The sequence below is a fragment of the Acinetobacter sp. RG5 genome (genome assembly GCF_031844265.1).
Lineage (GTDB): Bacteria > Pseudomonadota > Gammaproteobacteria > Pseudomonadales > Moraxellaceae > Acinetobacter.
In genome coordinates this window covers 103,780-116,144 of sequence record NZ_JAUZUV010000007.1, presented here as the reverse complement: position 1 = coordinate 116,144, position 12,365 = coordinate 103,780, and the positions used below count along the sequence as shown (strand labels likewise).

Genomic DNA, 12,365 nt, shown 5'->3' with positions numbered 1-12,365 from the left:
TATTCAGTACAAAAAAAGAGAGCCTTTGGCTCTCTTTTTTTATTTTAAAAACTGAAATTTAAAAATATTAGATTTCAGCTTTTAAAAAAGCAGATCAGTTGATCTGCTCATTTCCCACACGTTGACGGAACTTCTGTCCCGCACGGAAGGTTACTACACGGCGTGCAGAAATCGGAATCTCTTCACCCGTTTTCGGGTTACGGCCTGGACGTTGACGCTTGTCACGCAACTCAAAATTACCAAAACCCGAAAGTTTTACTTGCTCGCCTGAGATGAGCGCCTGGCTAATCTCATCGAAGAACAACTCAACCATTTGTTTTGCTTCACGACGGTTTAAACTCGTGAGCTCACTTAAATGATCAGCCATTTCTGCTTTAGTTAGTGCTGTCATGAAGCCCTCAATGTCGCTTGGTAAGTGTTTTCTAACACTTGAAGGATATTATCCATACCTGATTTAATTTCAGCATCTTCCAGTGTACGGCTTGGATGCTGCCAGAGAAGTGCAAATGCCAGTGAGCGTTTCCCTTCTTCTACTCCTTGTCCAGTGTACACATCGAACAACCAAGTTGAGTCTAAAAGCTCTCCGCCTGTTTTTTCGATAAGTCCCTGAATTTCGCTAACATTAATCTTATCACTAATTAAAAGCGCAATATCACGTCGAACCGATGGAAAACGTGATAATTCTGTAAAATTAGATACATAAGTTTGCAAAACAGCCGCTTGATCCAATTCTGCTACCCATGTGGTTGCCAGATCAAGTTCGTCTTCAAGTGAGGGATGTAAACGCCCCAAGTAACCAATTGATTGACCATTCACGAGAATTTCTGCGGATTGCCCTGGGTGCAACCAGCTACGCTCTGAACGCACATATTCTACTTTGACACGACCAGCAGCCAGAATTTCTTCTACATCACCCTTAAAGTCAAAGAAGTCCATTGGCTGTGCCTTACCATGCCAAGACTCAGCATGACGTGAACCAGTCGCAATCAATGCAAAAGTTGGAATCTGTTTTAAATCATGGATGCTGCTGGCTTCTTGATAGTCGAAACGCAGACCGAGCTCAAAGAAACGTACACGGCTTTGCTGGCGGTTGACATTGTACTGAACACAAGGAATCAGGCTAGACAGCAAGGTTGAACGCATCACAGCCAAATCACTTGAAATTGGATTAGCTAATGCTAATGGATTCACACTGGAATTAAGTTGCTTTTCAAGTTTTAGGTCTGAGAAGCTAAAGCTGATCGCTTCTTGGTAACCTAAAGTTACGGCAGTTTGACGGAGTTGGCCCAACTCAAATTGATCTTGGTATTTCGCCAATTTCACATCAATCACAGGCAGACTGATTTGAATATTGTCATAACCGTGAATACGTGCCACTTCTTCAATCAAATCTTGGTAAATCACCATATCATAACGATGTGATGGCGGTACCACTGACCACTCGCCTTCTGCTTTTACTGTAACTTCACAACCTAAACGGCTTAAAGCATCAGTAATGAACGCTGAGTCAACACTATAGCCTAGCAGTTGATCGACTTGTGCTTGATTCAACTCAATTGCGTCGCGTGTTGGCAATAACGCTGCATTTTCGGCAACTGTAATTGGTCCAAACTCACCGCCCGCAAGTTCCGCAATCAATTGTGATGCGCGGTGCATAGCGATCAATGGCAATTCAAAATCGACACCACGTTCATAACGCTGAGAAGCATCAGTATGCATGCCAAAGCTACGTGCACGACCGGCAATATGCAATGGCGCGAAGAATGCTGATTCCAGGAAAATTTCAGTGGTTGCATCGCTGACTGCTGAAGACAAGCCACCCATAATACCAGCAATGGCCAATGCTTTTTCATCATCTGCAATCACCATCACTTTTTCGTTGAGTTCAACTTCTTGTTCATTGAGCAAAACTAACTTTTCAGCTTCCGTCGCTTGACGTACATGTACCGCACCTTGAACTTTACCGCCATCAAATGCGTGTAGCGGTTGACCAAGCTCGATTAATACATAGTTGGTAATATCGACCAGAATGCTGTGCTGACGAATACCTGAACGTGCCAATGCACGCTCCATCCATACAGGAGTCACAGCCTTGGTATTGACGTTCTTGATGACACGACCCAAATAGCGTGGGCAGCCTTCAGTCGATACAACGACTTTCTTTTCTTCGCTAATAGTCGCAGCTACTTCTTTAATTTCAGGGGCAATTACTGGCAATTGGTTAATCACACCAATTTCACGTGCGATCCCGCGAATACTGAAGCAGTCCCCACGGTTCGGTGTAATGCTGATGTCAATCACGTTGTCATCAAGGTCTAGATATTCACGAATGTTCATACCTACTGGTGCATCTGCAGGCAGCTCTAAAAGACCGTCAATTTTATCTTCCAGATCGATTTCTGAAGCGCCGCACAACATGCCTTGTGACTCGATACCACGAAGCTTGCCTTTCTTGATTTTGAAATCGCCTGGAAGTACTGCACCAATAGTCGCAACTGGCGCTTTCATGCCGGCACGTACATTTGGCGCACCACATACAATTTGCAATGGTCCACCAGAACCGATATTGACAGTGGTTACACGTAAACGGTCAGCATCTGGATGTTGTTCTACTGTCAGGACTTCCCCCACCACTACACCAGTAAATGCTTTTGCTGCAGGTGCAAGCTCATCAACTTCAAGACCTAACATGGTCAATTGATCAGAAAGTTTATCGCTATCGATGGCTGGGTTGACCCATGTGCGTAGCCAATTTTCGCTAATTTTCATTGATATAAAACCTGTAATTCAAATCTCTAGAATCCCCCTCTGCCCCCCATTTTCCAAAGGGGGAGAACTCCATCTATTTCGCGGAGTCCCTCTCCTTTTTAAAAGGAGAGGTTAGGAGAGGATTATTAAAAAGTTTTAAGCAAACTGGCGTAAGAAACGCACATCGTTTTGGAAGAACATACGTAAGTCATTCACGCCATAACGAAGCATTGCAAAACGTTCAACACCCAGACCAAAAGCAAAGCCTTTGTATTTTTCAGGATCAATGCCTGCAGCTTGCAGCACATTCGGATGCACCATACCGCAGCCCAATACTTCCAACCAGCGACCGCGTTCATCCATAATATCCACTTCCGCACTCGGCTCGGTGAACGGGAAATAAGATGGACGGAAACGTACTTTCAAATCTTTTTCGAAGAATTCGTTCAGCAGGTTAATCAACAAACCTTTCAGTTCCGCGAAGCTGGTATTTTCAGCCACGTATAAACCTTCGATCTGATGGAACATCGGCGAGTGGGTTTGATCCGAATCACAACGATAAACACGGCCCGGGCACACGATCTGGATTGGTGGCTGCTGTGTTTCCATGGTACGAATCTGCACACCAGACGTATGCGTACGCAACAAATGGTTCACATCGAAATAGAAAGTATCGTGCATGGCACGCGCCGGGTGATGACCCGGAATGTTCAGTGCTTCAAAGTTGTGATAATCATCTTCAACTTCAGGACCTGTTGCAACCGTAAAACCTGCCTTGGTAAAGAACTGGCAAATACGCTCTTGCACCTGGGTCACTGGATGGATACTGCCCACCTGTTGGCCACGGCCTGGTAAAGTAATATCAATGGTTTCGCTTGCCAGTTTTTGTTCTAAGGCAGCTTTATGCAGTTCTGCCTGACGTGATGTCAATGCAGCGGTAATGGTTTCACGTACAGCATGGATTTGTGCGCCGAAGACTTTACGTTCTTCAGGATCCATTTTACCAAGCGACTTAGATTGTTCCGCGAGCTGGCTTTTTTTCCCCGTAAATTGCACTCGTACTTGATCAAGTGCAGCAAGGTCTTGAGCTGCTGCAATCGCAGCGAGCGCTTCAGTGGTCAGGGCTTCCAGTGACATAGTAACTCTCAAAGCAACAGGTTAAAAAATATTTTAAAAACCCCACATTCTAACAGTTTTTAGACACTTTGATGAAGATGCGTTTTAAGGAAAATTAGATTGGCATGATTAAATATAAAAAGTATAAGATAAACACAATATCAATCAGATCAAATCACTATGGCACTCGATCAAATTTGGAAACAGCAACTGACCCTGGTCACTTACGGCAATGAGTATTTGACTCAGGACCTGAGTTTCAATCGTTGGATTCAACATTCCATTTTTAATCAGCATCAGTTTGCCTTTCGGGATCTGATGTCACAACATCTGTTGGCTCAGCATTTTCAGATCTGGCTGGAAGGTCTGAAAAAACAAGGCGTGCGTCGCCTCAGCTTGCATCGCTCTGATTTACTGGTTGATGAAAAAAATCCGAATGCCAATGTCGAGCTACTGCCACTGGCACATTTTATTGTCAGTCATGGTGCCAAAGCCAAAACCGCCTGGATCATTGGCAAAGAACTCCCTGAATGGTACAGCGCAGACAATGATTACGAAGCGCCTAAATCACAGCAATCTCCTTTACGCCATGAAACATTCTGGTGTTATGAGCTGAATCCTAAACTGGCCAAGCGCATTGATGTCGATCTGGAAGCCCCAAACTGGGATGATATTCAGGCCTATACCGATCATGAACTATTTGAAAGTAGCCTTGCCCAAGATTTTACCGAACCTGCATACACAAATTTGCCTTATTACGGCACCATGCCTGCCATTCAGGCCGATAACGAAAGTCATTTGGCCTTAATTCCCACTGACTATTCAGCGGATTATGCTCACCAGACTTTGTACCGCCTAGATGCCTTAAATGACTTTATTCAAACGAAAATCCAGCATCCCTATCGTGCAGATGGCGAAGTACTCAGCCCGGAGCAACAACTTAACCTGCGACATTTTTCGCAAAAAATTGATGATTTAAGTGCTAAATTCATCAGCAAAGTCGCCAACCACTATAAAACTGCACAGCTAACACCTAAAGTTGCGCCTGATCCATTTGTCGGTATGAGTACCGAAGACCGCTCACCAAAAATTTCTAAAGCAGAAAAACCTCAGGACCCAGGCAAATCCAGTTCATCTGCAAATGTGCTGACCTTAATTGTGATCACTGTGATTATCTGTTTGATTGGCTACTATTTCGGCCTTTAACATTTTGCCAGAAAAGCTTGAACATCACGGGCAGAATTCAATGGCGATATTGATACTTAGGAGCAGACATCAGTTTGAAATAATGCTGACGATTTTTGCTATGGGTTTTCATCATCCATCAGATGATGGAATCACGACCAAGCATCTGCCTGAAAATTTTAGCATTGTCGGAATAAGCCAAAGCTGTTGTTTACTGATCGCCCGATGGATAGCGCCCTTTTGATTGATCGGTAAAGATTGAGAGGAAAAGATAAATCAGCCGTACAGTGCAAAGGCTGATTTATTTTCTATCGTCTTTTCCCAGGTTTTAGATTTTTCTACGTTGAGCCAGCTTGACCAGAGTATTCAAAAATTAAATGTCCCACTGATAACATAAGTCTTTAAGATTCTCACCCAGATCGCTGGCATCTCCTTCACTGACAAAGTAGGCGCCAGTCTTTTCATAAAAATAACGACTGGAATTCAGGTTCAATACGCTGCATTGCATATGCTGATAGGATTTCTCTCGACTTAATCCCAAACCCAATTGAACCAACTTAGCCCCCACACCTTGTCCCTGAATCTGTTTCAGTAAATACAAAGCTCTCAATTCACTGATTGGCGCATCCACCGGAAAATTAAAAGCAGCAAAACCCAAAACTTGAGCATTTTCTTCATAGACAAATACCCGTCGATTTTCCTGTTCAAGCACAGAACGCCACAAAGCGGCTCTTTGTTCTACACACAATGCATCTAAAATTTCTTGTTTGATGATATTTTGATAGCTTTCACACCAGCTTTGTACATGCACTTGGGCAATCGGCAGTACATCCTGTTGAGTGGCAAGTCGAATCATTATTTTTAAGCCTTATTTTTAATTATACAGTTTAACAATGACTAAAAAATATAGGATTTACAATACTGATTTTTAAATAATATTTAGAATGACTACTTTTATTTAAGCATAAAAAAGACCGCTAAAAGCGGTCTTTTTCAAGTCATAAAGACTTATGCAGCCAATGCATCTTTAGCTTTAGAAGCTAAAGCAGCAAACGCAATTGCGTCATGCATAGCGATGTCAGCAAGTACGCGACGGTCGATAATCACTTGAGCTTTTTTCAAGCCAGCGATCATACGGCTGTACGACAAACCATTTTGACGAGCACCAGCGTTGATACGTGCAATCCACAAAGCGCGGAATTGACGTTTCTTTTGACGACGGTCACGGTAAGCATATTGACCAGCTTTGATTACCGCTTGGAACGCTACGCGGTAAACGCGTGAACGAGCACCATAGTAACCTTTAGCGCGAGCAAGAATTTTTTTGTGACGGCGATGAGCCTGTACACCACGTTTTACACGAGCCATTTATAATCTCCTTAGATGTACGGGCACATACGACGAACTGAAGCAACGTCACTTACGTGAACCATTACACAGCCGCGCAATTGACGAATACGCTTAGCAGATTTTTTGGTCAAAATGTGGCGTTTGAACGCTTGTTTACGCTTAAAACCGTTAGCAGTCGCTTTAAAGCGTTTAGCTGCACCACGGCGAGTTTTCATCTTAGGCATAACAACCTCTTTTGAACACCTGTTCGGCTCGTTTGCACCATTACAAAACGACCTGCAGGTAAGGGAGCGAGTATTCTAAAGCATCTTTGTTTAAAACAAAAGCATCTTCACCCAATAAGCGAATTTAAAGAATGATTTCGCTCTGAAATAATATCCAAGACTGAATCAAGAAAATAGCTTCAGGCTTAGAACAAGGCAAAGGCCGCATAGACAAACAGATAACGTCCAATTTTAGCGATGCTGACCATCAGCAGAAAACGGGCGAAGTTTTCTTTTAATAGTCCCGCAATCAGGGTAATCGGATCACCAATGATAGGCACCCAGCTCAGCAGTAAAGACCAGTAACCATATTTCTGATAGGTCGTTTGCGCCTTGAGCATCTTGTCTGCCGAAACCGGAAACCACTTTTTATTCTTATAATGTTCAATCTTGAGGCCCAAATACCAGTTCACACACGACCCCAGAATATTCCCCAGACTGGCCACCGCAATTAACAGCACTGCATGCTGCTTGTTCTGCACTAAAAGCCCCAGCAAAACAGCCTCAGACTGTAAAGGCAATAAGGTCGCTGCACCAAAGGCCGACAGAAATAGCAGCAACAGACTCATACAGCTATTAACGGCTCAAACCCAACTTTTTCTTGGCTTTGCTGTATTCCCAACTGGACCAAACGACTGCAGTCACCATCGCCATGATCCGCGCCCATTTATACTGCTCATTGAGCGGTGCAATTGCAGCACGTAAAATCTGCTGATCTTTGGTATTCAAGGCAGTAATCACCTGATCGATATGCACAATTTCAGCAACATACAGCACTAAACATGCAGCAATGCCGAAAAGAATGCTCCAGTAAATTCGAGGATTAGTTTCCACAATTCGAGTGAAGTTTAGGAAAAATGCTTTCATGCTCATATCCAATAAAAAACCACCTGAATCGGTGGTTTTAATAACTTTTGTACATCTTAACATAACAATCGCAGATTAACTGACCTGAATCGCTAATGCTTTTTGTACCGCAGGACGTGCCTGCATACGCTCAATATAACGGCTTACTTCCGGATAATCCGCTAAATCAATCCCTTGCCACTCATAACGAAGTAACCAGGGGAAAATCGCCATATCGGCAATTGAATATTCGCCAGTGACATAGTCCTGACCAACCAGCTGTTTATCCAGTACACCATATAAGCGCTTGGTCTCATTCACATAGCGTTCGGTCGCATAAGGAATCCGTTCTGGCGCAAAACGACTAAAATGATGGTTCTGTCCCAGCATCGGGCCTAGCCCACCCATTTGCCACATCAACCATTGTTCCACCTGAATCCGCTTAATCTCATCGGTCGGATAAAACATTCCGGTTTTACGTCCCAAATACTGCAAGATGGCACCCGATTCAAAGATTGAAATCGACCGATGATCTGGTCCATCCTGATCGACAATAGCTGGAATTTTATTGTTCGGTGAGATTGCCAGAAAGTCTGGCTGAAACTGGTCATTTTCCAGAATATTGACTGGAAGGATCTGATAAGATAGCCCCATTTCTTCTAATGCGATTGTAATCTTATGACCGTTGGGTGTACCCCAGTAATATAAATCAATCATTCGTACCTATACTCCATACACCTTTATTATGGTGTTCCAACAAAATAATGGATCTGGTCAAAAACAACAAGCAATGCTTAATAAAATAATTTTTAATTTAATTTCAGTAAATTAATATAATTTTCTTAAAAATTTCACTTAAATTTCTTGAAAATTTCTAGCCTGAACACATATTTATTTCTGCATAAGGATGGTTCATGCATCTTTTGCCCTGTCGATGATCATCATGACAGCGGTGTTTTCTTATTTTTAAAACTTTGCTGACCTCAGGAGGTTCTAATAATGAGTAATATCAATCTTCATCCATTATTCCGCCGCAGCATTGGCTTTGATCGCCTCAATGATTTCATTGATTATGCCATGCAAAGCGATGCGCCAAATTATCCACCGTATAATATCGAAAAGCATGGTGAGAATAATTACCGTATCGTGGTGGCAACTGCGGGTTTTCGTCAGGAAGAACTCGACATTCGTCTGGAAAATAAGTTGCTGACCATCTTGGGTAAGCCTGAAAACCAGAGCAATGACAGTATTGAATTCCTGCACAAAGGCATTGCGCGACGTGCATTCAAATTATCTTTACGTCTGGATGAATATATTGAAGTACAACAGGCAGACTATGAAAATGGTTTATTGATCATCGACTTGCAGCGCATTATTCCAGAAGAAAAATTGCCGCGTCAAATCCCGATTGGCAATAAACTGCTTATTGCAAATGATGAAAAATCAGTGGAATAAGCTCGATTAAGTACGCAAAGGAAGGTCCGCAAGGACCTTTCTTTTTGGCTACAGATTCCTTAAGCTCATTGAGGCAATACGCTTTCTGATCATAAAAATAAACCATGAATGTGCCAGAAAACATCCTGTTTCATCAAGCTAGCCCGATCATACGCGCTATGGGATATTTACTGTTTTGTTATCCGGTCGGAATATTCAGCATTTTTTATTTCAGCAGTGTGCGTAGCAATTCCAGTTTTTTCCAAGGACTATTATTTTTATGGCAGGAGTCTCCTGACTTTTATATTTATATTGGCGGCTTTCTTGGTCTTTCGCTGCTTATGCTGGGAACTAAACTGAAAATCACCTCACAAGCTATTTATTATACTTTGGCCGGTTTCCGCATCAGCCTGTGCTTAAAACGACATTTGGTACAGTATAGCTTTCTGAATCCACGCTATGCTTCTCTCAAAGCACATCTCAAAAGCTGGCTCTATAACATGCCAGCGCATGTGATTAGTCAACGTGATGGCACTTTGGATTTTAAATTGCATCAATCCGGTCTAATAAATCAAATTTGTCTTGGATTTTTCCGGATTCAGCTGTCGATGTTTTCCCGCCCGCAAGCTCAACAGATTATGCAGGCCATACAAAGTGCCTGGAACTTTAGAGCATAAAAAAAGCCCTGCATATGCAGGGCTTTTTTCGCTTAATGAGTGCTTACTTTTTCTTTTTAGGACCAAGTAGCATACCCATTTGACGCCCTTCCATTTTCGGCATCTGCTCAACAGTACCGAATTCAGCCACGTCAGCTTCAATTTTTTGCAATTGAGCTAGACCCAACTGTTGGTGCGCCATTTCACGACCACGGAAACGAAGCGTGATTTTCACCTTGTTACCTTCTTCAAGGAACTTGATGATTGCACGTAGTTTTACGTTGTAATCACCAACATCAGTACCCGGGCGTAGCTTGATTTCTTTCACCTGGACTTGATGTTGTTTTTTCTTCGCTTCTTTCTGCTTTTGCTTAAGATCAAACAAATGCTTGTTGAAGTCCATAATCTTACATACTGGTGGCTCAGCGTTTGCTACGATCTCAACAAGATCAAGTTCAACACTTTCTGCTGCGCGTAGGGCGTCAGCTAAGCTTACAATCCCTTTTTGCTCACCATTTTCGTCGACAAGACGGACTTCTTTCGCACGAATTTCATCATTCAAGGCAGGACGGTTTGATTTGTTACCGCCCTGTTGATTACGGTCAGGCTGTTTAATCGCTGTTACTCCACAATGTACCGGCCGCGTTCGGCTACGGCTGCTTTTACTAGGTCAACGAAAGCATCGATTGACATAGTACCCAAATTTGTTCCTGAGCGGGTACGCACGTTTACGGTACCTTCCTCTACTTCACGGTCCCCAAGTACCAGTAAGTAAGGAATACGCTCTAATGTACGTTCACGAATCTTAAAGCCGATTTTCTCATTTCTCAAGTCAGAAATTGCACGGATACCGTTTTCTTTAAGTTTTGCGACGACTGACTCACATGCCTCGGCTTGAGAATCGGTAATGTTCATCACACACGCTTGCATTGGTGCCAACCAAGGTGGCATGAAGCCTGCGTAGTGTTCGATCAGTATACCAATAAAACGCTCGAAACTGCCAAGAATTGCACGATGTAACATTACTGGCTGATCGCGGTCATTATCTTCAGTCACATAAGAAGCATCTAGACGTTCTGGCAAGTTAAAGTCACACTGAATGGTACCACACTGCCAGACACGACCTAAGCAGTCTTTCAGAGAGAATTCAATTTTCGGACCGTAGAATGCGCCTTCGCCTGGTTGAAGCTCCCACTCAAGACCCGCAGCATCTAAAGCATCTGCCAAAGATTTTTCTGCCATATCCCAAAGCTTGTCATCTCCGACACGTTTTTCAGGACGCGTCGACAATTTCATTTGTACTTCTTCGAAGCCAAAGTCTTTGTATACATCCAGTGTCAATTTGATAAAGTCTGCAACTTCAGGCCCAATCTGTTCTTTGGTACAGAAGATATGCGCATCATCTTGAGTAAAGCCACGTACACGCATAATACCGTGTAAAGAACCTGATGGCTCGTTACGGTGACATGAACCGAACTCTGCCAAACGAACAGGAAGATCACGGTATGACTTCAAACCTTGATTGAACACTTGTACGTGACAAGGACAGTTCATTGGCTTCACCGCATAGTTACGGTTTTCAGAATGCGTGGTGAACATGTTGTCTGCATAGTTGGCAGCATGACCCGATTTTTCCCACAGCGTGAAATCGACCACTTGTGGGGTACGGATTTCTTCGTAGCCATTGTCTTGCTGAACTTTACGCATGTACTGTTCAAGAACCTGGTAAATGGTCCAGCCGTTCGGATGCCAGAACACCATACCCGGTGCTTCTTCTTGCATATGGAACAAATCTAGCGCTTTACCGATTTTACGGTGATCGCGTTTTTCTGCTTCTTCAATACGTTTTACATAAGCAGCAAGCTGTTTTTTGTCTGCCCACGCTGTACCGTAAATACGTTGTAGCTGTTCGTTTTTCGCATCACCGCGCCAGTAAGCACCCGAGATTTTAGTCAGCTTGAACGATTTAAGGAATTTAGTGTTTGGTACGTGCGGACCACGGCACATATCCAAATAATCCTGATGGTAGTACAAGCCCATTTGCGTTTCTTCAGGCATGTCTGCAATCAAGCGCAATTTGTATTCTTCGCCACGCGCAGTGAATTCTGCAATGACTTCATCACGCGGTGTCATTTTTTTGATGACATCGTAGTCTTGATCGATGAGCTTTTTCATACGCTCTTCGATGGCTGCCATGTCGTCTAAGGTAAACGGACGTGGCATCCAGATGTCATAGTAGAAACCTTCTTCAATGACCGGACCAATGACCATCTTTGCTTCTGGGAACAGTTGCTTAACTGCATGACCGACCAAATGCGCGCAAGAATGGCGAATGATCTCGACACCGGCTTCGTCTTTAGGCGTGATAATTTGTAGTGTTGCATCTTCAGTGATGAGATCAGACGCATCAACCAAACGATCGTTGACACGACCAGCAACTGTATTTTTTGCAAGACCAGGACCAATGCTAAGTGCAACGTCCATCACAGATACGGCGTGATCAAACTGTTTTTGATCGCCATTGGGCAAAGTGATAATTGGCATAAGAAATCCTTAAGGAGTGATGCCCCGTACCATGGAGCATATCACCGCGAGATTATGATCGAGGCACAGCCTCAAAAGATAAAAACGGTGGATAAATAAAATCGATTCGAATTTTACACGGCTTGGCCGCATGATTAAACCTTTTCCCAATAAAAATAAGATTTACCGCCAAATCTGTGCCTGATCGTTAAAGGCTTAGGCTCATTTTTCATTTCAGAATGTA

Annotated in this window: 14 protein-coding genes; 3 read left to right on the top strand and 11 right to left on the bottom strand. The window is 43.2% G+C overall.

Annotation, left to right across the window (positions count from 1 at the left end; translation table 11 throughout):
* Positions 1–94: 94 nt before the first annotated feature.
* The 3 genes from Q9R21_RS08990 to pheS all read right to left on the bottom strand — a co-directional run bounded on the left by Q9R21_RS08990 (position 95) and on the right by pheS (position 3,885).
* Positions 95–391: an integration host factor subunit alpha gene (locus Q9R21_RS08990; RefSeq protein ID WP_004783565.1), complete on the bottom strand. Its 297-nt coding sequence runs from the start codon at positions 389–391 to the stop codon at positions 95–97.
* Positions 388–2,769 (bottom strand): phenylalanine--tRNA ligase subunit beta, encoded by a 2,382-nt coding sequence (pheT, locus tag Q9R21_RS08985; RefSeq protein ID WP_311204290.1) that lies wholly within the window; start codon positions 2,767–2,769, stop codon positions 388–390. The genes Q9R21_RS08990 and pheT overlap by 4 nt, the downstream gene beginning before the upstream one ends.
* Before the next feature lie 135 nt (positions 2,770–2,904).
* Positions 2,905–3,885 (bottom strand): phenylalanine--tRNA ligase subunit alpha, encoded by a 981-nt coding sequence (pheS, locus tag Q9R21_RS08980; protein WP_004278272.1) that lies wholly within the window; start codon positions 3,883–3,885, stop codon positions 2,905–2,907.
* A gap of 159 nt (positions 3,886–4,044) precedes the next feature.
* On the opposite strand from pheS, the gene Q9R21_RS08975 reads away from it, so the two are divergent.
* Positions 4,045–5,070: a hypothetical protein gene (locus Q9R21_RS08975; protein ID WP_004278273.1), complete on the top strand. Its 1,026-nt coding sequence runs from the start codon at positions 4,045–4,047 to the stop codon at positions 5,068–5,070.
* A gap of 352 nt (positions 5,071–5,422) precedes the next feature.
* On the opposite strand, the gene Q9R21_RS08970 is transcribed toward Q9R21_RS08975, so the two are convergent.
* From Q9R21_RS08970 to Q9R21_RS08945, 6 genes are all read right to left on the bottom strand, one after another.
* On the bottom strand, positions 5,423–5,905 hold the full coding sequence (locus Q9R21_RS08970) for a GNAT family N-acetyltransferase (RefSeq protein ID WP_004278274.1): 483 nt from the start codon (positions 5,903–5,905) through the stop codon (positions 5,423–5,425).
* A gap of 152 nt (positions 5,906–6,057) precedes the next feature.
* A complete protein-coding gene (rplT, locus tag Q9R21_RS08965) occupies positions 6,058–6,417 on the bottom strand; it encodes a 50S ribosomal protein L20 (protein WP_004278275.1) in 360 nt (119 codons plus the stop codon).
* Positions 6,418–6,428: 11 nt separating this feature from the next.
* Positions 6,429–6,623, bottom strand: coding sequence for a 50S ribosomal protein L35 (rpmI, locus tag Q9R21_RS08960; protein WP_004278281.1), 195 nt, complete (start codon positions 6,621–6,623; stop codon positions 6,429–6,431).
* A 185-nt stretch (positions 6,624–6,808) separates the two neighbouring features.
* Positions 6,809–7,231, bottom strand: a complete 423-nt coding sequence (locus Q9R21_RS08955) for a YqaA family protein (protein WP_004278284.1) — start codon at positions 7,229–7,231, stop codon at positions 6,809–6,811.
* Positions 7,232–7,238: 7 nt separating this feature from the next.
* Positions 7,239–7,529, bottom strand: a complete 291-nt coding sequence (locus Q9R21_RS08950) for a hypothetical protein (RefSeq protein ID WP_039901803.1) — start codon at positions 7,527–7,529, stop codon at positions 7,239–7,241.
* 75 nt (positions 7,530–7,604) lie between these two features.
* Positions 7,605–8,225 (bottom strand): glutathione S-transferase family protein, encoded by a 621-nt coding sequence (locus tag Q9R21_RS08945; protein ID WP_044112641.1) that lies wholly within the window; start codon positions 8,223–8,225, stop codon positions 7,605–7,607.
* Between the two features lie 282 nt (positions 8,226–8,507).
* On the opposite strand from Q9R21_RS08945, the gene Q9R21_RS08940 reads away from it, so the two are divergent.
* Together Q9R21_RS08940 and Q9R21_RS08935 are read left to right on the top strand one after the other, a co-directional pair.
* A complete protein-coding gene (locus tag Q9R21_RS08940) occupies positions 8,508–8,963 on the top strand; it encodes an Hsp20 family protein (RefSeq protein ID WP_044112639.1) in 456 nt (151 codons plus the stop codon).
* 104 nt (positions 8,964–9,067) lie between these two features.
* Positions 9,068–9,619, top strand: a complete 552-nt coding sequence (locus Q9R21_RS08935) for a hypothetical protein (protein ID WP_044112637.1) — start codon at positions 9,068–9,070, stop codon at positions 9,617–9,619.
* 43 nt (positions 9,620–9,662) lie between these two features.
* On the opposite strand, the gene infC is transcribed toward Q9R21_RS08935, so the two are convergent.
* Together infC and thrS are read right to left on the bottom strand one after the other, a co-directional pair.
* Positions 9,663–10,214, bottom strand: coding sequence for a translation initiation factor IF-3 (infC, locus tag Q9R21_RS08930; protein WP_071850398.1), 552 nt, complete (start codon positions 10,212–10,214; stop codon positions 9,663–9,665).
* A 5-nt stretch (positions 10,215–10,219) separates the two neighbouring features.
* Positions 10,220–12,142: a threonine--tRNA ligase gene (gene thrS / locus Q9R21_RS08925; RefSeq protein ID WP_044112835.1), complete on the bottom strand. Its 1,923-nt coding sequence runs from the start codon at positions 12,140–12,142 to the stop codon at positions 10,220–10,222.
* Positions 12,143–12,365: the final 223 nt, after the last annotated feature.

Excerpts from the sequence above, each read along its gene's own strand:
- pheS (WP_004278272.1), bottom strand. The coding sequence starts at position 3,885 with ATGTCACTGGAAGCCCTGACCACTGAAGCGCTCGCTGCGATTGCAGCA.
- Q9R21_RS08975 (WP_004278273.1), top strand. The coding sequence starts at position 4,045 with ATGGCACTCGATCAAATTTGGAAACAGCAACTGACCCTGGTCACTTAC.
- rpmI (WP_004278281.1), bottom strand. The coding sequence starts at position 6,623 with ATGCCTAAGATGAAAACTCGCCGTGGTGCAGCTAAACGCTTTAAAGCG.
- Q9R21_RS08945 (WP_044112641.1), bottom strand. The coding sequence starts at position 8,225 with ATGATTGATTTATATTACTGGGGTACACCCAACGGTCATAAGATTACA.
- Q9R21_RS08990 (WP_004783565.1), bottom strand. The coding sequence starts at position 391 with ATGACAGCACTAACTAAAGCAGAAATGGCTGATCATTTAAGTGAGCTC.
- Q9R21_RS08950 (WP_039901803.1), bottom strand. The coding sequence starts at position 7,529 with ATGAAAGCATTTTTCCTAAACTTCACTCGAATTGTGGAAACTAATCCT.
- Q9R21_RS08955 (WP_004278284.1), bottom strand. The coding sequence starts at position 7,231 with ATGAGTCTGTTGCTGCTATTTCTGTCGGCCTTTGGTGCAGCGACCTTA.
- rplT (WP_004278275.1), bottom strand. The coding sequence starts at position 6,417 with ATGGCTCGTGTAAAACGTGGTGTACAGGCTCATCGCCGTCACAAAAAA.
- pheT (WP_311204290.1), bottom strand. The coding sequence starts at position 2,769 with ATGAAAATTAGCGAAAATTGGCTACGCACATGGGTCAACCCAGCCATC.
- Q9R21_RS08935 (WP_044112637.1), top strand. The coding sequence starts at position 9,068 with ATGAATGTGCCAGAAAACATCCTGTTTCATCAAGCTAGCCCGATCATA.
- Q9R21_RS08970 (WP_004278274.1), bottom strand. The coding sequence starts at position 5,905 with ATGATTCGACTTGCCACTCAACAGGATGTACTGCCGATTGCCCAAGTG.
- Q9R21_RS08940 (WP_044112639.1), top strand. The coding sequence starts at position 8,508 with ATGAGTAATATCAATCTTCATCCATTATTCCGCCGCAGCATTGGCTTT.
- thrS (WP_044112835.1), bottom strand. The coding sequence starts at position 12,142 with ATGCCAATTATCACTTTGCCCAATGGCGATCAAAAACAGTTTGATCAC.